General features: G+C 74.5%; 20 protein-coding genes and 3 tRNA genes. 19 read left to right on the top strand and 4 right to left on the bottom strand.

What is annotated here, in order from left to right:
* Nucleotides 1-28: 28 nt before the first annotated feature.
* The 6 genes from O7619_RS04950 to O7619_RS04925 all read left to right on the top strand — a co-directional run bounded on the left by O7619_RS04950 (nt 29) and on the right by O7619_RS04925 (nt 3,563).
* A complete protein-coding gene (locus O7619_RS04950) occupies nt 29-886 on the top strand; it encodes a type II secretion system F family protein (protein ID WP_282288679.1) in 858 nt (285 codons plus the stop codon).
* Between the two features lie 23 nt (nt 887-909).
* A complete protein-coding gene (locus O7619_RS04945) occupies nt 910-1,125 on the top strand; it encodes a hypothetical protein (protein WP_282285976.1) in 216 nt (71 codons plus the stop codon).
* A 74-nt stretch (nt 1,126-1,199) separates the two neighbouring features.
* A complete protein-coding gene (locus O7619_RS04940) occupies nt 1,200-1,607 on the top strand; it encodes a TadE/TadG family type IV pilus assembly protein (RefSeq protein WP_282288678.1) in 408 nt (135 codons plus the stop codon).
* The gene (locus O7619_RS04935; RefSeq protein WP_282288677.1) at nt 1,595-2,074 is read left to right on the top strand and encodes a TadE/TadG family type IV pilus assembly protein; all 480 of its coding nucleotides are present in this window, start codon (nt 1,595-1,597) and stop codon (nt 2,072-2,074) included. Before O7619_RS04940 ends, O7619_RS04935 begins: the two co-directional genes overlap by 13 nt.
* Entirely contained in the window at nt 2,071-2,496 is a 426-nt protein-coding gene (locus O7619_RS04930) for a hypothetical protein (RefSeq protein ID WP_282285975.1), read from the top strand. Before O7619_RS04935 ends, O7619_RS04930 begins: the two co-directional genes overlap by 4 nt.
* Before the next feature lie 14 nt (nt 2,497-2,510).
* On the top strand, nt 2,511-3,563 hold the full coding sequence (locus tag O7619_RS04925) for a LysM domain-containing protein (RefSeq protein ID WP_282285973.1): 1,053 nt from the start codon (nt 2,511-2,513) through the stop codon (nt 3,561-3,563).
* Between the two features lie 11 nt (nt 3,564-3,574).
* On the opposite strand, the gene O7619_RS04920 is transcribed toward O7619_RS04925, so the two are convergent.
* On the bottom strand, nt 3,575-4,426 hold the full coding sequence (locus O7619_RS04920; protein ID WP_282285971.1) for a Rieske 2Fe-2S domain-containing protein: 852 nt from the start codon (nt 4,424-4,426) through the stop codon (nt 3,575-3,577).
* An 82-nt stretch (nt 4,427-4,508) separates the two neighbouring features.
* On the opposite strand from O7619_RS04920, the gene O7619_RS04915 reads away from it, so the two are divergent.
* Complete coding sequence (locus tag O7619_RS04915) at nt 4,509-4,970, top strand: nitroreductase family deazaflavin-dependent oxidoreductase (protein WP_282285970.1); 462 nt, start codon at nt 4,509-4,511, stop codon at nt 4,968-4,970.
* Between the two features lie 177 nt (nt 4,971-5,147).
* The gene (locus O7619_RS04910) at nt 5,148-5,912 is read left to right on the top strand and encodes a crotonase/enoyl-CoA hydratase family protein (protein ID WP_282285969.1); all 765 of its coding nucleotides are present in this window, start codon (nt 5,148-5,150) and stop codon (nt 5,910-5,912) included.
* Between the two features lie 4 nt (nt 5,913-5,916).
* On the opposite strand, the gene O7619_RS04905 is transcribed toward O7619_RS04910, so the two are convergent.
* Nucleotides 5,917-7,401, bottom strand: a complete 1,485-nt coding sequence (locus O7619_RS04905) for an FAD-dependent oxidoreductase (protein ID WP_282285968.1) — start codon at nt 7,399-7,401, stop codon at nt 5,917-5,919.
* A gap of 92 nt (nt 7,402-7,493) precedes the next feature.
* Between O7619_RS04905 and O7619_RS04900 the strand changes: the two genes are divergently transcribed.
* Complete coding sequence (locus O7619_RS04900; protein WP_282285967.1) at nt 7,494-8,594, top strand: serine hydrolase domain-containing protein; 1,101 nt, start codon at nt 7,494-7,496, stop codon at nt 8,592-8,594.
* Between the two features lie 10 nt (nt 8,595-8,604).
* Here the strand turns inward: O7619_RS04900 and O7619_RS04895 are convergent, their stop codons facing one another.
* Nucleotides 8,605-9,927, bottom strand: coding sequence for a deoxyribodipyrimidine photo-lyase (locus O7619_RS04895; RefSeq protein ID WP_282285966.1), 1,323 nt, complete (start codon nt 9,925-9,927; stop codon nt 8,605-8,607).
* The gene (locus O7619_RS04890) at nt 9,924-10,850 is read right to left on the bottom strand and encodes a phytoene/squalene synthase family protein (protein ID WP_282285965.1); all 927 of its coding nucleotides are present in this window, start codon (nt 10,848-10,850) and stop codon (nt 9,924-9,926) included. The genes O7619_RS04895 and O7619_RS04890 overlap by 4 nt, the downstream gene beginning before the upstream one ends.
* Before the next feature lie 65 nt (nt 10,851-10,915).
* On the opposite strand from O7619_RS04890, the gene O7619_RS04885 reads away from it, so the two are divergent.
* From O7619_RS04885 to O7619_RS04840, 10 genes are all read left to right on the top strand, one after another.
* Nucleotides 10,916-12,070, top strand: a complete 1,155-nt coding sequence (locus O7619_RS04885) for a polyprenyl synthetase family protein (protein WP_282285964.1) — start codon at nt 10,916-10,918, stop codon at nt 12,068-12,070.
* A 29-nt stretch (nt 12,071-12,099) separates the two neighbouring features.
* Complete coding sequence (gene crtI, locus O7619_RS04880; protein WP_282288673.1) at nt 12,100-13,581, top strand: phytoene desaturase family protein; 1,482 nt, start codon at nt 12,100-12,102, stop codon at nt 13,579-13,581.
* Entirely contained in the window at nt 13,578-14,207 is a 630-nt protein-coding gene (gene idi, locus O7619_RS04875) for an isopentenyl-diphosphate Delta-isomerase (protein ID WP_282285963.1), read from the top strand. Before crtI ends, idi begins: the two co-directional genes overlap by 4 nt.
* Nucleotides 14,197-15,144, top strand: a complete 948-nt coding sequence (locus O7619_RS04870; protein WP_282285962.1) for a MerR family transcriptional regulator — start codon at nt 14,197-14,199, stop codon at nt 15,142-15,144. The genes idi and O7619_RS04870 overlap by 11 nt, the downstream gene beginning before the upstream one ends.
* A gap of 79 nt (nt 15,145-15,223) precedes the next feature.
* Nucleotides 15,224-16,015: a polysaccharide deacetylase family protein gene (locus O7619_RS04865; protein ID WP_282285961.1), complete on the top strand. Its 792-nt coding sequence runs from the start codon at nt 15,224-15,226 to the stop codon at nt 16,013-16,015.
* 155 nt (nt 16,016-16,170) lie between these two features.
* Nucleotides 16,171-16,243 (top strand) — tRNA-Glu (locus O7619_RS04860).
* Between the two features lie 33 nt (nt 16,244-16,276).
* A tRNA-Asp gene (locus O7619_RS04855) sits at nt 16,277-16,350 on the top strand.
* Nucleotides 16,351-16,425: 75 nt separating this feature from the next.
* Nucleotides 16,426-16,499: transfer RNA gene (locus O7619_RS04850), tRNA-Phe, on the top strand.
* 109 nt (nt 16,500-16,608) lie between these two features.
* On the top strand, nt 16,609-17,046 hold the full coding sequence (locus O7619_RS04845; protein ID WP_282285958.1) for a VOC family protein: 438 nt from the start codon (nt 16,609-16,611) through the stop codon (nt 17,044-17,046).
* A 163-nt stretch (nt 17,047-17,209) separates the two neighbouring features.
* Nucleotides 17,210-17,725 (top strand): SRPBCC family protein, encoded by a 516-nt coding sequence (locus O7619_RS04840; protein WP_282285957.1) that lies wholly within the window; start codon nt 17,210-17,212, stop codon nt 17,723-17,725.
* Nucleotides 17,726-17,748: the final 23 nt, after the last annotated feature.

Below are 17,748 nucleotides of genomic sequence, written 5' to 3'. Positions count from 1 at the left end.
TCGCGAACGAGAGGCCGGCCCGGTGATCATGAATTGGCAGCTCGTGCTGGCCGTGCTCGGCGGGGCGGCGGTCGGGCTCGGTCTGTTCCTCGTGGTCCGCGAGGCGTTGCCGGCCACCCCGGCGCTCGGTCCGGCGCTGCGCCGGCTGCACCAGCCGCCCGGTCAGGCCCCGGTGGCCGGCGCCGGGCCGGACTGGCTCGGCGGCTTCGCCCGCTGGCTGCGCCCGCCGACCCGGCAGCTCGCCCTGCTCGACCGGACCCCCGAGCAGTACGCCCTGTCGGTGCTGCTCTCCGCGCTCATCGGTTTCGCCACCCCGGCGGTCGTCTCGGCCGTGCTCTTCCTGGGCGGCGTGTCCGTGCCGGTGGTCGTACCGGTGCTGGCCAGCCTCGGGATGGCGCTGCTCGCCGGCCTGTTCGCGCACCACTCGGTGCTGAGCAAGGCGGACGCCGCCCGGGACGAGTTCCGGCAGGCCGTCTGCACCTACCTCGACCTGGTGGCGTTGCAGCTCTCCGCCGCGCACGGCCCGGTGCAGTCGCTGGAACGCGCGGCGACGGTCTGCGACGGCTGGGTCTTCGACCGGATCCGGGAGGCGCTGCGGCTCGCCCAGCTCCAGATGCACTCGCCGTGGGACGAGTTGCAGGAGCTGGCCGACCGGATCGGCATCCCGGAGCTGGGCGACGTGGGCGCCATCATGCGGTCCTCCGGCAGCGAGGGCGCCCAGGTGCACGAGACGTTGCGCGCCCGCGCCGACTCGCTGCGGGACCAGATCCGCACCGACAACCTGACCCGCGCCGAGGGGGTGACCAGCAAGTTGGACATCCCCGGTTCGCTGCTGGTCTTCGTCCTGCTCGGCTTCGCCGTCTATCCGTTCATCGCCCGCCTGTGACAACCCCCGAGAAGGAGAAGGCCATGCAACTCCTCAGCACCTACGTCTACGCGACGGTCCGGAGCCGCCTCGCCGAACTGCGGCACCGCGCCGAGCGTGGCGACAGCCCGGTGCCGACCGCCGTCATCATCTTCGGCCTGGTCGCGGTGGCCATCGCGGTCACTGGATACGCCCTGGCCAAAGCGAACAACTGGATGGACGCCATCCCGGACAACGAGGCGCCGGTGGAGCCCAAGTGACGTCCCGCCCCGCCCGTACGGTCCGGAACCGGCCGGCACCCGCCGGCCGGGCGGGTCCGCGCGGCCCGGGGCGGATCGCCGCCACGCTGCGCGCCCGCCTCGCCGCGGGCGGGCGCGAGCGGGGTGCCAACCCGGTCGAACTGGCCGTGGTGATGCCGGCGATCCTGGTGCTGCTCTTCGGCTCGATCCAGGTCGCCGTCTGGTTCGTCGCCCGGTCCACCGCGCTCAACGCGGCCCAGACCGGGGTGAACGCCCAACGCTCGTACGACGCCGCGCCGGACGCCGGGCGGGACCGGGCCACCGACTTCCTGCGCCGCTCCGGTGACTGGCTCGTCGGCTGGGACAAGACCGGCCCGACCTGCGAGGCGACCGCCACCGACGTCACCTGCACGGTGCGCGGGCGGTCCCTGTCGGTCGTCCCCGGCGTCGACTTCGAGGTCGCGCAGACCGCGCACGGCCCCACCGAACGCTGGACGGGGTGAGGCCGGTGCCCCGGGACCGAGGTTCCGTCTCGATCGAGGTGGCGGTGCTCGCCCCCGCCTTCATCGGGCTGATGGTGCTGGCCGGGGTGGTCGGCCGGACCGCCGTCGCCGACGAGGCGGTGGAGTCCGCCGCGCACGACGCCGCCCGGGCCGCCTCGCTCGCCCGGACCGCCGCCGACGGCCGGAAAGCGGCCGAGCAGGCGGCCCATGACCAGCTCAACTGGTCCGGGCTGCGCTGCACCGCCCCGCCGAGGCTGGACCTGACCGGCTCGGTGGCCGGCATGTCGACCAGCTTCAACCGGGCGTACCGCAGCGCCGCCGGCGTGCCGGCGACCGTCACGGTGACGGTGACCTGCACGGTCTCCTTCGAGGACATGCGCGCGCCCGGGCTGCCCGGGGTGCCGGGCGGCAAGACCGTCTCGGCGCGCTTCACCTCCCCGCTCGACACCTACCGGAGCCGGGGATGACGCGGCGCGGCGCGGAGAGCGGCCGGGTGAGCCTCTTCCTGGCGGTGGCGATGACCGGCGTGCTGGCGATCGTCAGCCTCGCCTACGACGGCGCCGGGCAACTGCGCACGCTGCAACGCGCCGACAACCTGGCCGCCGAGGCGGCCCGCAGCGGCGGCCAGATGATCGACCGCGCGAGCGCCATCGACGGCGGCCCGAAGCGGATCGACCAGGTCGCCGCCCGCAAGGCCGTCGCCGACTACCTGAAGGCCGCCGGCGGCGTGACCGGCCACGAGGTCGACTTCCCCGTGGTCGGCGTCGAGACCCAGATCCGGGTACGCGTCCGGATCACCTACCGCCGGGACCTGCTCGGTCTCTTCGGCGTGCAGAAGACCGCCACCGTCACCGGTGAGGCCACCGCTCGGGGGCTCACCGGACCGTAGGAAGGAAGGTCGCCATGGGTGCACCGGGACGCTCCGCCGTCCGCCGCGCCGGGCAGGTCCTCACCGGGCTCGGCGCGCTCGTCGTGCTCGTCGGGGTGCTGGCCGGCGGGCCGATCGCGCTGCTGGCCTTCGCCGGCAACCCGCTGCCCGACCACCTGCCCACGCTGGCCGAGGCGGGCACGGCGTTGACAAGCCGCGACGACGGGCAGCTCTTCCTGCGGGCGCTCGCCGTGGTGGGCTGGTTCGGGTGGGCCACGTTCGCGTTCTCCGTGGTGGTGGAGCTGCTGGCATCGGCGGTGCGCCGGCCCGCGCCGAAGCTGCCCGGGATGCGTCGCCAGCAGCGGGCCGCCGCCGCGCTCGTCGGTTCGGTGGCGCTGATCCTGGCGGCCAGCCCGGCCGCGGCGAGCGCCGCCGCGCTGACCGCCCCGCAGCCGGCGGTCGCCGCCCCGGCCGTCAGCACGGCGTACGCGGCGCCGCACCTCGCCACACCGACACGGGCCGCGCCGGACGCCACCGGCCCGGCCGTGTACCGGGTGGCGAAGGGTGACTACCTGGGTGCGGTCGCCGACCGCTACCTGGACGACTTCGACCGCTACCGGGAGCTGGCCCGGATGAACCGGCTCGCCGACCCGGACCGGATCCGCCCCGGCCAGCTCATCGAGCTGCCCGGCGGCGCGGTGGACGACGGCGCGCGGCGGCACGCCGCCGGTCGGCTCGTGGTGCGCCCGGCCCGGCCCGCACCGGCGAAGCCGGCCGAGGGCGGCGCGTCCGCGACCGCGCCGAAGCCCGCCGAGGGCGGCACGTCCTCGACGGCGCCGAGTCCCGCGCCGGACACGTCCGCGCAGGACACCACGCCCACCGTGGAAGCGCCGGAGGGGCAGCCGCCGGCCATGGCGGCGGGGGCGTCCCGGGCCACGGCCGAGGAGGGCATCAACCGTCCGCTCGCCATCTCGGCGGTGCTGGCGGTGGCAAGCATCGTGGGGGCACAGATCGGCGCGGTCCTCGGGCTGCGTCGCCGGCCGGCGACGGCGCGCGCGCTCGGCAACGGGCGGCACCGCCGGGACTGAGCCGGCCCCGGTCAGGGCAGGCGGGCCTCGACCCGGCCGGAGACCACGCGGGTGGGGAGCACGACCTGGTCGTTGGCGGCCGGACCGCGCGCCACCTCGCCGCTGTCCAGCCGGAACGCGCTGCCGTGCCACGGGCAGACCACGCAGGCGTGGCCGTCGATCTGCTGCACCTCACCCGCGCCGAGCGGGCCGCTCTGGTGCGGGCAGCGTTCGAGCATCACGGTGACGTCGTCGCCGTGCCGGTAGAGGAGCACCGAGACGTCGTCGATCGTCCGGGTCACCGGTTCGCGTTGCGGCAGGTCGCTCAGGTCGCCCACCGAATGCCAGCCGTCGCCGATCAGGTGCAGCTCGGAGATGCTCTGACTGACCTGGGCCCCCTGCTTGTAGGCGAGGTGTCCACCCAGGTACGCGCCGCCGCTCGCCGCGGACAGCCCCAGGTACGCGAGGGCCCGGCCGAGCCCGTGCCGCCCGTTGAGCCGGGCCGCGAGCGAGCCGGCGTAGAGGGTCAGGCCGACGATGTTGGCCCCGGCGTGCACCAGCCCGACCCGGCGCTGGTCGCGGGAGAGCGCGGCCCAGTCGTTCCAGCCGGCGACCGCGGCCGGCAACGCGCTGACCGTGCCGAGCCCGACCAGGGCGGTGGCGGCCCGACGCTGGCCGGGCAGCAGGTCCACCACGGCGGCGGAGATCCACGCGCCGACCGGCACCTGCACCATCGCGGGGTGCAGCGGATGTCCCAACCAGACGCCGTGCAGCGCGTCCCGGACCCGGTGCGAGCGCAGCGTGCCCTGGACGACGCGCTGCCACCGGTCACCCACCCGGTCGAGACCGGATGCCTGTTCGAGCTTCGTCAGTAGTTCGCGCACCTGGTCCGACTTCCCGGACGGCGAGCACCCAAACCGGACGCCGGGGAAAAAGCTGCCCACCGAGCGGCGTACGGTCGACGGCATGGCCCGCCGTCGCATCCCCCGCTGGCTCGCCCGCGCGCCGATCCCGCTCTACCGGCACGGTCTCGGCCGGTTCCTCGGCCGCCGGCTGATGATGCTGGAGCACCGTGGCCGCCGGTCCGGCCTGCCCCGGTACGTGGTGCTGGAGGTGGTCGACCGGGAGCCGGGCGCGCTTTTCCTCGCCTCCGGCTACGGCCCGGGCTCGCAGTGGTTCCGCAACGTGCGCGCGGATCCGGCGGTACGGGTGTGGACCGGCCCGGACCGGGGTGTCCCGGCGCGGGCGACGGTGTTGGCCGGCGAGGAGGTCCGGCAACGGCTGGCGCGTTACCGGCAGCGGCACCGGCGGGCCGCCGCGGCGCTGGGCCGTACCCTCGGCATCCCCGAACTGACCGGCGACGGCCCGCTGCCGGCCGACGTGGACGCCCGCCTCCCCCTGGTCCGCCTCGACCTCGCGGAACGCTGACCACGAAACGGGAGTACGCCGACAAGCCGCCGGATAGAAGCGGGCCGCCTGATTCACGGAAACAGTGCTCATCCGACACGGGATGAGCACTGTTTCCGTGAATCTGCTCCGCCGGGCCGGGCCGGGCCGGGGCCGCGCCGGTGGCGCGGTGGGTGGTGGGGCGGGCATGCTTGGGGGGTGGGGGTTCGCGTCGAACGTGCGGGTGGCGTGACCACGGTGATCCTGGACCGGCCGGAGGCCCGTAACGCGGTGGACGGGCCGACCGCCCGGGCGCTCGCCGACGCGTTCCGCGCGTTCGACGCCGACCCGGACGCGGCGGTCGCCGTGCTCTGGGGCGCGGGCGGCACGTTCTGCTCCGGCGCCGACCTCAAGGCGATCGGCACGCCGCGCGGCAACCGGGTCGAGGCCGAGGGCGACGGCCCGATGGGTCCCACCCGGATGTCGCTGTCCAAGCCGGTCGTCGCCGCGATCTCCGGGTACGCCGTGGCCGGCGGTCTGGAGCTGGCGCTCTGGTGCGACCTGCGGGTCGCCGAGTCGGACGCCACGCTCGGGGTGTTCTGCCGGCGGTGGGGCGTGCCACTTGTCGACGGTGGGACGGTCCGGCTGCCCCGGCTGATCGGGGAGAGCCGGGCGATGGACCTGATCCTCACCGGGCGTCCGGTGCCGGCCGACGAGGCGTACGCGATGGGTCTGGTCAACCGGCTGGTCGCGCCGGGCGCGGCCCGGGCGGAGGCCGAGCGGCTGGCCGCCGAGATCGCCCGGCATCCGCAGACCTGCCTGCGCAACGACCGGGCGGCGGTGCTCGGCGGCGCCGGCCGACCCGAGCCGGAGGCGTTCGCGGTGGAGCTTGCCTACGGCATGGAGTCGCTGGCGGTGGACGGGGTGCGCGGCGCCGGCCGGTTCGCCGCCGGGGCCGGCCGGCACGGCGCGCCGGCCGGCTGACCGCTCACTTCAGGTTGCGCAGCGCGTCCTCGATCGCCCGGTGGAACGTCGGGTAGGCGTAGATCATGTGCCGGAGCTGGCTGATCGGCACCGCCGCGTGCACGGCCACCACAAGCGCGGAGAGCACCTCGCCGCCGGCCGGGCCGGCCGAGGTGGCGCCGACGAGCACGCCCTGGTCGGCGTCGGCGACCAGCTTGATGAAGCCGGCGTTGCCGGTCTTGTGGATCCAGCCCCGGGTCGACGAGGTCAGGTCGGTGTGGCCGACCTGGACGTTGACGCCCCGGTCGCGGGCCTGCTGCTCGGTCAGGCCGACCGCACCCACCTCGGGGTCGGTGAACGTGACCCGGGGCAACGCCCGGTAGTCGGCGACCGGGACGCTGCCCGGGGCGGCCGTCGGTCCGCCCGCGCTCATCGCGCCGCCGACCGCGCTGACCACGCCGGCCGCGCCGCCGACCACGCTCGCGGTGCCGCTGGCGTCCGGGCCGCCCTTGCCGCGCCGCATGTGGTCTAGCACGTCGGCCACCACGATGCCGGCCTGGTACATGGCGATGTGGGTGAACGCGCCCTCGCCGGTGAGGTCGCCGACCGCCCAGATGCCGTCGGTGACGTGCATCCGGTCGTTGACCGGCAGGTAGCGCTGCCCGGCGTCCACGCCGACCGCGTCCAGGCCCAACTCCTCCAGGTGCGCCCGGCGGCCGGTCACCACGAGCAGCTTCTCGCCGGTGAACGTGACGCCGTCGGCGTGGATGGTGAAGGTGTCACCGTCGTGGCTGACCCGGCCGGCCTTGACCCCGGTGTGGATCTCCACCCCGTCGGCGCGTAGCGCCTCGGCGGCGAGCGCGGACGCCTCCGGCTCCTCGACGGCGAGCACCCGGTCGGACGCCTCGACGACGGTGACCCGGACGCCGAACCGGGCGAACACCTGGGCCAGCTCCAGGCCGATCGCGCCGCCGCCGAGCACCAGCAGCGTGCCGGGCAGCTCCTCGACCTCGATGGCCTGGTGGTTGGTCCAGTAGGGCGTGTCGGCCAGCCCGTCGATCGGCGGGACCGAGGGCCGGGTGCCGGTGCCGAGGACCACCCCGAAGCGGGCTTCGAAGACCTGGTCTCCGACGCGGACCCGGTTCGGGCCGTCGAGCCGGCCGCTGCCGCGCACGAACCGGCCGCCCTTGCCGGTGAAACGGTCCACCGCCGCCCTGTCGTCCCAGGTGTCGGTGGCCTCCTCGCGGATCCGCTTCGCCACCGGCGCCCAGTCGGGGCGCACCTGCGCGGACCCGGCCAGCTCGTTGACCCGGTGCGCCTCGGCCAGCGCGTTGGCCGCCCGGATCATCATCTTGCTCGGCACGCAGCCCCAGTAGGGGCATTCGCCACCGACCAGGTCCCGCTCGATGCCGACCACGTCGAGCCCGGCCTCGGCGAGTCGCCCGGCCACCTCCTCGCCGCCGACCCCGAGCCCGACCACGACCACGTCCACCAGTTCCGGCTCTGCCATTCCGCCAGCATTCCGCACCGCACCGCTCGGCGGCCACCGGACCGGGCCGGAATTCCGTCCCGGTCAACCGCGCGACCGCCTACCGTGACCGGATGCACGCGCGCTTCGCCCCGGTCCGGGACGCCTTCCACGATCTCTTCGCCGCCGGCCGGGAGACCGGCGCGGCGCTCTCCGTCCGGTGCGACGGCGGTCCGGTGGTGGACCTGGTGGGTGGCACCCGCGCCGTGGTCCCGCCCGGCACGGTCGTGCCCGTCGTCGGGGCGGATCGGCCGTGGCGGCCCGACACACTGGTCGACGTCTACTCGGTGGGCAAGCCGGTGGTGGCGTTCTGCCTGCTGCTGCTGGTCGACCGGGGACGGGTCGACCTGGACGCGCCGGTGACCACCTACTGGCCGGAGTTCCGCACCCCGGCCACCGTGCGGCAGGTGCTCGACCACACCGCCGGCCTGCCCGCCTTCCCGGTGCCCCGGCCGGCCGCGGCGATCACCGACTGGGGGCTGCTCTGCGCCGACCTGGCCGCGGCCGAACCGGAGTGGACGCCGGGCACCGTCGCGGGCGAGCACGCCTGGACGTACGGGCACCTGGTGGGCGAGCTGGTCCGGCGGGTGGACGGGCGGTCGGTGGGGCGCTTCCTGGCCGAGGAGATCGCCGGCCCGTGGCGCCTCGACCTGGCGTTCGGGCTGGGTCCGGTCGACCGGCGGCGGTGCGCCGACCTGTCGTACGGCGATCCGGCCTGGCCGGACCGTACCCGCGGCGAGCCGGGCTCGCTGCGGGCGCGGGCGCTGGACAATCCGCCGGGTGGGCGGGACGTGGCGGTGGTGAACGGTGACCGCTGGCGGGCCGCCGAGATTCCGGCGGTGAACCTGCACGCCACCGCGTCGGCGCTGGCCCGGTTCTACGCGGGCCTGCTCGCCGGCGGCACCCTCGACGGGGTACGCCTGGTGAGCCCGGAGCTGGTCGCCGAGGCCACCCGGGTCCAGTACGCCGGCCCGGACCTGGTGCTGGACCGGACGGCGCACTGGACGCTCGGCATGCAGTGGGAGCCGGACGGAAGCTGGGGCATGGGCGGGATCGGTGGCAGCAGCGCCTGGGCCGACCCGGAGCGCGGCTACACCCTCGCGTACGTGACGGCCCGGCTGGCCGAGCACGACCGGGTGGACGAGCTGGCCGAGGTGTTGCACTCCTGCCTGTGACCGGGTGCGGTCAGCGCATCCAGACCGGGTCGGCGCCGGGCACGTCCAGCGGGGGCGGGTAGTCGAGCGTGCGGCGTACCTCGTCGGGCAGCCGCCACGGCTGGTGCACCGCCTTGCCGGCCACCGACTCCAGCTCCGGCACCCACCGCCGCACGTACGCGCCGTCGGGGTCGTACCGTTCGGCCTGCCGCACCGGGTTGAAGCCCCGGTACGGCCGGGTGTCGTTGCCGGTGCCGGCCACCCACTGCCAGTTGCCCGAGTTGTTGACCCGGTCGCCGTCGAGCAGCCAGCGGAAGAAGACCTCCAGCCCGGGCCGCCAGTCCAGCCCGAGGTGCTTGGTCAGGTAGCCGGCGGTGATCAGCCGGGCGCGGTTGTGCATCCACCCCTCGGTGCGCAGTTGCCGCATGCCGGCGTCCACGATCGGCATCCCGGTGCGTCCCTCGGTCCAGGCCGCCAGCGCGGCCGGGTCGTCCCGCCAGTCCTCCCGGGCGCCCCGCCGGTACGCCGTCGTGCTCAGGCCCGGGAAACCGGCGACGACCTGGTGGTAGAAGTCGCGCCAGCAGAGCTGCCGGACGAACGGCCCGTCGCGGTCGCCGGCCCGGTTGGCCACCGCCAGCGGGGAGACGCAACCCCATCGGAGGTACGGGCTGAGCCGGGAGGTGTCGTCGCCGGCCATGTCGTCGTGGATGTCGTCGTAGCGGTCGAGGGTGGGCAGCCACGCGGTGAGGCGACGCCGGGCGACGCTCTCCCCGCCCTCGGCGGCGTCCGGGCTGTCGCCCTTCGGCGGCTCCGGCAGCCGGCCCGGGTCGACGTCCCCGGGGAGCCGGATCCGCTTCGGCGCGGCGAGTTCCTCCCGGCGCGTGACCCCCTGCCAGGCGCGGAAGTAGGGGCTGAACACCCGGTAGTGGTCGCCGCCGGTGGGCCGGAGCGCGCCCGGGTCGACGATCGTCAGCCCGGGGAAGAGCCGCAGGAACATCCGGTGCCTGTCGCACTCTTCGCGCAGGCGGCGTTCCCGGCGGTGGGCGTGGCGGCTCACGTCGGCGGAGAGCCCGATGCCCTCGGCGCCCACCTTCCGGGCCAGCTTGACGGTCTCGGCCACCGGGTCGCCGCGCCGCACCACCAGGTCGCCGCCGCGTCGGCGGAGCGTCTCGCGCAGCTCGGCCAGGCTCTGGTGCAGGAACCGGGTGCGGTTCGGCGAGAGCTTCGCGAGCGTCGGGTCGAGCACGTACAGCGGCACCACCCGGTCGAACGCCGAGGCCGCCGCGGCCAGCGCCGGGTGGTCGTGCACCCGCAGGTCGCGGGTGAAGAGCACGACCGCCGTACGCTCGGTCATCCGGCCACGGCCGACGCCGGCGCCGGGCCGGGCACCCGCACCGGCGTGCCGGCGGGTGTGAGCAGCGCCCGCGCGGCCACCGCCAGCCGCCGCCGCTGCGGCACCAGGGCCCGGCGGACGAAGACGTCGAAACCCTGCCCGGCCACCTCGTCGAGGATTCCGCCGTAGAGCGCGTACGCGGTGCGCATGCACGCCTGCGAGGCCGGGTGGAGCAGCGGGATGCCCGGCGCGGCGGCGAGGTAGTGGGCCTGCGCCCGGGTCACCTCGTACTCGATCAGCTCGCGGATCGCCGGCGTGGCGCGGCCGGCGGCCTGGGCGGCGAGCAGGTCGTCGCGGGTCAGGTCGAACTTGGCCAGGTCCTCGTCGGGCAGGTAGGTCCGGCCCCGGTCGAGGTCCTCGGCGACGTCCCGGATGAAGTTGGTGAGTTGGAACGCGAACCCGAGCTGCCGGGCCGGCTCCCGGGCGGCGGCCGGGTCGGAGCTGCCCAGGATCGGCAGCATCATGGTGCCGATGACGGCGGCCGAGCCCTCCATGTAGTCGAGCAGGTCGTCGTAGGTCGGGTACGACGTGACCGTCAGGTCCATCGCCATGCTGCGCAGGAACGACGCGAAGTCGTCGCGGTCGAGGTCGAACACGGCGATGGTGTGCAGCACCGCGGGGAGCAGCGGGTCGTCGACCGACGCGCCGTGCAGCCCGGCGACGAAACGGTCGGACCACTCGCGCAGGCGGGCGGCGCGCTCGGCGGGCGGCAGGTCCTCGGTGCGGTCGACGATCTCGTCCGCGTAGCGGGTGAACCCGTACAGCGCGTGCACATGCCGTCGTTTCCATGCGGGGAGCAGCCGGGTGGCGAGATAGTAGGTGCGGCCGTGACGCCGGTGCAGCTCGCGACAGCGGTCATAGGCAGCGGTGAGATCGGTGTCCACCGGCCCCTCCTCGGTTTCGACGCAGAAATCGACGCAACTCGTGAGCCTAGGGTACGCTCCTCCACATGGCCAACGACGCAGTTGCGGATAATGCGCTCCGCGTCGCGCCGGCACAGCCGGAAGCGACTGACGATCCGGTCCACGGCGTCCTGGCCGCGTTCACCCAAGACCTGGTCACCGGCGTCGACGACACCCTGGCGGCGTTCCTGGCCGCGGAAGTCGACGCACTCGCCGAGATCGACGCGGCGATGGGCGGTTTCGCCGCGACCGCCCGTGACTCCGTGCTCGCCGGCGGCAAGCGGGTGCGTCCGACGTTCGCCTACTGGGGCTGGCGCGGGGTGGTCGGCGGCGACGGGCCGCTGTCCTCGGTGCTGCCCGCCCTGTCCGCGCTGGAACTGCTGCACACCTTCGCGCTCGTGCACGACGACGTGATGGACGCCTCCGACGTCCGGCGCGGCCGACCCACCGCGCACCGGGCCGCCGCCGCCCGGCACCGGGCCGCCGGGCACACCGGCGACCCCGACCGGTACGGCGAGGCGGTCGCCGTGCTCGTCGGCGACCTCTGCATGGTCTGGGCCGACCGGCTCATGGGGCGTGCCGCCGTGCCGCCCGACCGGCTGCTCGACGTGCGCCGCTGCTACGACCAGATGCGGGTGGAGACCGTCGCCGGGCAGTTCCTGGACGTGCTCGGCGAACACGACGCGGCGAACTGGTCGGTCGACCGGGCGCTGCGGGTGGCCCGTTACAAGACCGCCAGCTACACCGTCCAGCGCCCCCTGCTCTTCGGCGCCGGCCTGGCCGGCGCCGACGCGGACGGCCCGCTGACCGCCGCGTACACCCGCTACGGGCTGGCCGTCGGCGAGGCGTTCCAACTCCGGGACGACCTGCTCGGCGTCTTCGGCGACCCGGCCACCACCGGCAAGCCGGCCGGGGACGACCTGCGCACCGGCAAGCCGACCCCGCTGCTCATGCTGGCCCGGCAGCTCGCCGACCCGGCCCAGCGCCGCGCCCTGGACCGGGCCGGTTCGGTAGGCGGCGCGCGCGAGCTGACCCGGCTGGCCGACGTGGTGCGGGACACCGGCGCCGCCGCCCGGGTGGAACGGATGATCTCCGAACGGGTGGCCGAGGCGCTGTCCGCGCTCGACACCGCACCCATCGACGAGACGGCGCGCACCGCGCTCACCGGTCTCGCCACCGCAGCCACCGAACGGCGGTCCTGATGAGCAACCTCGTGACCAACGGAGCCGGAATGCGCACCGTCGACGGACGGACCGACCGCGTCGTCGTGGTCGGCGCCGGGCTGGGTGGGCTGGCCTGCGCGCTGCACCTGGCGGGCAGCGGCCGGCAGGTGACCGTGCTGGAACGCGAGCCGGTGCCGGGTGGGCGCGCCGGACGGCTCAGCGTCGACGGGTACGAGTTCGACACCGGGCCGACCGTCCTCACCATGCCCGACCTGATCGCCGAGGCGCTCGGCGCGGTCGGCGAGGAGTTGACCGACTGGCTCGACCTGACCCCGCTCGACCCGGCGTACCGCGCCTACTACCCGGACGGGTCGACGCTCGACGTCATCACCGACACCACCCGGATGGCCGCCGAGATCTCCCGGGTGTGCGGCCCCCGCGAGGCGGACGGCTACCTGCGCTTCGTCGACTACGCCCGCAACCTCTGGCGGTGGGAGCGGGCCGACTTCATCGAGCGCAACCTCGACGCGCCGACCGACCTGCTCACCGGCAACCTGCTGAAGCTGTTCGCCAACGGCGCGTTCCGGCGACTCCAGACAAAGATCAACCAGTTCTTCCGCGACCCGCGTACCCAGCGGATCTTCTCCTTCCAGGCGATGTACGCCGGCCTGTCGCCGCACGACGCGCTCGCCATCTACACCGTCATCGCGTACCTCGACTCGGTGGCCGGCGTGAGCTTCCCGCGCGGCGGCATCCACGCGGTCTCCCGCGGCATGGCCGGCGCGGCCGAGAAGCACGGCGTGCAGATCCGGTACGACACCACGGTGACCCGGGTGGAGACCGCCCACGGCCGGGCCACCGGCGTGATCACCTCCGACGGTGAGTTCGTCCCCGCCGACGTGGTGGTGCTCAACCCCGACCTGCCGGTCGCCTACCGGGAGTTGCTGCCGGAGAGCCGGCAGCGCCGGCTGACCTACTCGCCGTCCTGCGTGGTGCTGCACGTCGGTTCGACGCAGGGTTATGGCAAGATCGCTCACCACAACATCCACTTCGGACGCGCCTGGAAGGGCACGTTCGACGAGGTGATCCGCCGAGGCGAGCTGATGACCGACCCGTCGCTGCTGGTGACGAACCCGAGCCGCACCGACCCGTCGGTGGCCCCGGCCGGGAAGCACACCTACTACGTGCTGGCCCCGGTGCCGAACCTCGACCGGGCCCCGTTCGACTGGCCCGGTGACCTCACCCGGCGCTACGCCGACCATCTCGTGCACACGCTGGAGACACGCGGCTACGTCGGTTTCGGCGACGGCATCGAGGTGCTGCGCGCGGTCACCCCGGCCGACTGGGCGGCGCAGGGCATGGCCGCCGGCACCCCGTTCGCCGCCGCGCACAGCCTCTTCCAGACCGGCCCGTTCCGCCCGTCGAACCTGCACCGCACACTGGGCAACGTGGTCTTCGTCGGCTCCGGCACCCAACCCGGCGTGGGCGTGCCGATGGTGCTGATCAGCGGCAAGCTCGCCGCCGCCCGGATCACCGGGGAGGGTTCGTGACCGCGCGGGAGGACCACCTGGTCGAGCTGGTCGACGATGGTGGGCGGGTCGTCGGCGAGACAAGCGTGGCCACCGCCCACCAGCCGCCCGGCCGGCTGCACCGGGCCTTCTCGGTGCTCCTGGTCGACCCCGCCGGGCGGGTGCTGCTCCAGCGGCGGGCCGCGGTGAAGACCCGGTTCCCGCTGCGCTGGGCCAACTCCTGCTGCGGGCACCCGCTGCCCGGCCAGTCGCTCGTCGAGGCCGCCAACCGCCGCCTCGCCGAAGAACTCGGCCTCGGCCCGCTCGCCCTCGCCGAGGTGGGGATCTACCTCTACTACGCCGAGGACCCGGCCACCGGTCGGGTCGAGTTCGAGTACGACCACGTGCTGCGCGCCGACGTGCCCGCCGACCTGCCCACCCGACCCGACCCGGACGAGGTGGCCGAGCTGCGCTGGGTCGATCCGGCGGCGGTGGCGGCCGATCTCGACGCCGACCCCCGCACGTACGCCCCCTGGCTGGGCGGCGTGGTGAATCGGCTGCTGCACCCGGCCGACCCGACCCGGCCCGGTGTGCCGACCGCCCCGGCCGTCCCGTTCCGGCCCGGCGCGCCGGCCACCGAGGCACCGGAGCGGTCGGGTGGCCGATGAGGCGTTGAGCGCGGGGGCCGTCGCGCGCCGGCTCGGCGTGGCGGTCACCACGCTGCGTACCTGGCACCAGCGCTACGGCCTCGGTCCCAGCGAACACGTGCCGGGCCACCACCGGCGCTACACGCCCGCCGACCTCGCTCGCCTGGAGATCATGCGGCGGCTCACCGCCGAGGGGGTCGCACCCGCCGAGGCGGCTCGGTGGGCCCGGCAGGCGCCGACCGTACGCCCGCCGGAACGGCTCAGGTCCAAGGTCGGTCACCTGACGGTCCGTGACGGCGGCGGCACCACCATCCCGGTCGGCCGGGCCGGGCCGGTCGCGCGTGGCCTGGCCCGGGCCGCCATGCGGCTGGACTCGGTGACGATCACCCGCACCATCGCCGACGCCGTCGCCGCCGACGGGGTGGTGGCGACCTGGGAGGGGCTGCTGCGGCCGGTGCTCGCCGGCATCGGGGAACGGCACGCGGCCACCGCCGGGCTGATCGAGGTGGAGCACCTGGTGTCCCGGTGCGTCTCCGAGGCGTTCGCCACGGTGGCCCGGGCACACCCGACCGCCGGGCCGCCCCGGATCCTGCTCTCCTGTGCCGACGAGGAGCAACACTCCCTGCCGTTGGAGGCGCTGGCCGCCGCGCTCGCCGAGGCCGGTGTGAGCTATCGCATGCTCGGCGCGCGGATGCCCGTGGCCGCCCTGGTCGAGGCGGTCAACCGGACCGGGCCGGCGGCCGTGGTGCTCTGGTCGCACACCCGCGCCACCGCCGACCCGCACCAGCTCGCCGCGCTGCTGGCCGTACCCCGCCGGCCGCTGCTGGTGCTGGCCGCCGGGCCGGGCTGGCGGGCGGACTCGCTGCCGGCCGGGGTGGTCCGCCCGGTCGACCTGGCCGAGGCGCTCTCGCTGGCCGTGGCCGTCCGGGACTCGCTCGACCAGTCGGCGGCGGGCTGACGCCCCCCTCTCCCGCTTGGCGGTGGCGTCCACTACGGTCGGAAAGTCCGTCTGACCCCGACCCCTCCGGGAGCGACAGATGCGTCCACGCACCGTGCTGGCGTTCGCCCTCGGCCTGGTACTTTTCGTCGCCGGCTGCGGCGGTTCGGGTAAGACTCCCGAGAAGGTCGCCGCCCCACCCTCCACCACATCCACGCCGAAGCCGACGTCCAGCCCGAAACCCCGGCCGACCCGCACCACCCCACCACCGAAGCCGAAGCTGCGACCGCTGCCCAAGAAGCTCCCGGCCGGTCTGCACCGGCGCAGCGGCAGCACGGGGGTGGCGCTCACCTTCGACGACGGGCCGGACCCCCGCTACACCCCCCAGATCCTGGCCCAGCTCCGGGCGGCCCACGTCACCGCGACGTTCTGCCTGGTCGGCAGGCAGGCCAAGCGTTACCCCGAGCTGGTGGCCCAGATCGTCCGGGAGGGCCACCAGCTCTGCAACCACAGCTGGCGCCACGACCTCGACCTCGGCCGGCGACCGGTCGCGGAGATCCGCGCCGACCTGGAGCGGACGAACCGGGTCATCCGCGAGGCGGCCCCGAAGGCGCCGATCACCTGGTTCCGCCAGCCCGGCGGACGGTGGACCGCCGAGGAACTCGCCGTCGCCGGGCAGCTCGGTCTGCGCCCGTTGCACTGGAGCGTCGACCCGCAGGACTGGGACCACCCACCGGCACAGAAGATCATCAAGCGGGTGGAGTCCTCCACCCACCGTGGTTCGGTCGTGTTGATGCACGACGCGGGCGGTGACCGGGCTCAGACGATGGCCGCCTGCCGGCACCTGATCCCGGGTCTCAAGCGGCGGTACGGGATCGCCCGGCTGCGGTGACACCGCCGCTGAGCTGCGACTCTGCCCGGTGATGTGCACGCGGCCATACCGGTTTGGCCGTCGGAGGAGGCATGACATATGCTCGTCATGCCTCCGGCGGGGCCGGATGGGAGCAAGTCCGCTTGAAGTTGCGAGTGTGCAATGATGGCGGGGCCGCCCTCATCGTCTAGCGGCCCAGGACGCCGCCCTTTCAAGGCGGTAGCACGGGTTCGAATCCCGTTGGGGGCACGATCCGGCTCACGCCGGAGGCAACACCAGCCAGGTCCTGTGGAGCAGTTGGAGTGCTCGCCGCCCTGTCAAGGCGGAGGTCGCGGGTTCAAGTCCCGTCAGGACCGCAAGCGCTGACGCCGCGCACATCATTGCGCGGCGTTCTGCGTATCGGCCGTGCGGTAGCATGTGCCGAGCACCACGGCCAGGTAGCTCAGTTGGTACGAGCGTCCGACTGAAAATCGGAAGGTCGGCGGTTCGACCCCGCCCCTGGCCACATAGCCTTTCGCCGGGCTACAGGAACGCCGACCAGCGGAAACGCCGGTCGGCGTTCTGCTTTTCCGGCTCGGCCGGCGGCGGGACCTCGGAGGGTCTACGGTGTGGCGGTGTCCGAGCAGTGGTCGTTGACCGTCGACTGCGCGAGCCCGCGCGAGCTGGCGGCGTTCTGGTGCCTCGCGCTGGGATACGTCCCGGCCGCCCCACCGGCCGGGTTCGCCTCCTGGGAGGCGTGGCAGGCACACTTCGAGATCCCCGAGGACGAGTGGGACGACGGCGCCTTCATCGAGGACCCGGACGGCGCCCGGCCCGGGGTGTCGTTCCTGCGGGTGCCGGAGCCGAAGGTGGTCAAGAACCGCATGCACGTCGACGTCCACGTCGGCGGCGGCCGGCAGGAACCGTTCGAGGTCCGCTGGCCGCGGGTCCGGGCGGCGGTCGACAAGCTGGTGGCGGCGGGCGGGACCGTGCTCCGGGTCGACGGACCGGACGGGACGCCTGACCACGTGACGATGGCCGACCCCGAGGGCAACGAGTTCGACGTTCTCTAGGCCGGCACCTGCGCCGCCTGGGTCCACGGCATCCATGAGTCATGCGTCCCCTGGTGACCGCCGGTGCTGCCGCTCCCGCTGTCGGGAAGGCGGGTCTCCGCTGTCCGAAAGCGTGCGAAACCGAAGCTGCACAGCGAGACATCAGCCGGTATGGTCCGGGCTTATGGGACAGGAGATGGCCGATCCGGATGAGGTCCGGCAGGAATCCGACCGCTTCTCCCTCCGCAGCAGCCTCCTCGTCCCGGCACCCGCCGAGCAGGCGTACGCCGTCTTCACCGGCTCGCTTGCCGACTGGTGGGTACGCGAATACACCTGGTCCGGGCCGGAGGCCCTGGCCGCGCTCGGCATGGAGCCACGGGCCGGCGGGATGCTCTACGAGATCGGCCCGTACGGCTTCCGCAACGACTGGGGTCGCGTGCTGACCTGGGACCCGCCCCGGCGGCTGGTGTTCACCTGGCAGCTCGGGCCGGACCGGGTGCCGCTGCCGGATCCGGCCCGGGCCAGTGAGGTGGAGGTGCTCTTCCACCCCGAGGGCCCCGGCTCGACCCGGGTGGACGTCGAGCACCGCTACTTCGACCGGCACGGCACGGCCGCCGAGGACTATCGGGAGGTGCTGACCGCCGGCTGGCACGAGTTGCTCTGCCGCTACCTGGCGACGGTCGCCCGCACCACCGTCTGACCCTGAAGCGCGGCGCGGACGCG

It is taken from the genome of Micromonospora sp. WMMD998 (assembly GCF_029581235.1).
GTDB lineage: Bacteria > Actinomycetota > Actinomycetes > Mycobacteriales > Micromonosporaceae > Micromonospora.
This window is presented reverse-complemented; position numbering and strand designations above follow the sequence as displayed.

What these genes read in the sequence shown, in the direction of transcription:
- O7619_RS04930 (WP_282285975.1), top strand. Translation starts at nt 2,071, where the DNA reads ATGACGCGGCGCGGCGCGGAGAGCGGCCGGGTGAGCCTCTTCCTGGCG.
- O7619_RS04840 (WP_282285957.1), top strand. Translation starts at nt 17,210, where the DNA reads ATGGGACAGGAGATGGCCGATCCGGATGAGGTCCGGCAGGAATCCGAC.
- O7619_RS04915 (WP_282285970.1), top strand. Translation starts at nt 4,509, where the DNA reads ATGGCCCGCCGTCGCATCCCCCGCTGGCTCGCCCGCGCGCCGATCCCG.
- O7619_RS04925 (WP_282285973.1), top strand. Translation starts at nt 2,511, where the DNA reads ATGGGTGCACCGGGACGCTCCGCCGTCCGCCGCGCCGGGCAGGTCCTC.
- O7619_RS04885 (WP_282285964.1), top strand. Translation starts at nt 10,916, where the DNA reads ATGGCCAACGACGCAGTTGCGGATAATGCGCTCCGCGTCGCGCCGGCA.
- O7619_RS04900 (WP_282285967.1), top strand. Translation starts at nt 7,494, where the DNA reads ATGCACGCGCGCTTCGCCCCGGTCCGGGACGCCTTCCACGATCTCTTC.
- O7619_RS04950 (WP_282288679.1), top strand. Translation starts at nt 29, where the DNA reads ATGAATTGGCAGCTCGTGCTGGCCGTGCTCGGCGGGGCGGCGGTCGGG.
- crtI (WP_282288673.1), top strand. Translation starts at nt 12,100, where the DNA reads ATGCGCACCGTCGACGGACGGACCGACCGCGTCGTCGTGGTCGGCGCC.
- O7619_RS04905 (WP_282285968.1), bottom strand. Translation starts at nt 7,401, where the DNA reads ATGGCAGAGCCGGAACTGGTGGACGTGGTCGTGGTCGGGCTCGGGGTC.
- O7619_RS04895 (WP_282285966.1), bottom strand. Translation starts at nt 9,927, where the DNA reads ATGACCGAGCGTACGGCGGTCGTGCTCTTCACCCGCGACCTGCGGGTG.
- O7619_RS04945 (WP_282285976.1), top strand. Translation starts at nt 910, where the DNA reads ATGCAACTCCTCAGCACCTACGTCTACGCGACGGTCCGGAGCCGCCTC.
- O7619_RS04865 (WP_282285961.1), top strand. Translation starts at nt 15,224, where the DNA reads ATGCGTCCACGCACCGTGCTGGCGTTCGCCCTCGGCCTGGTACTTTTC.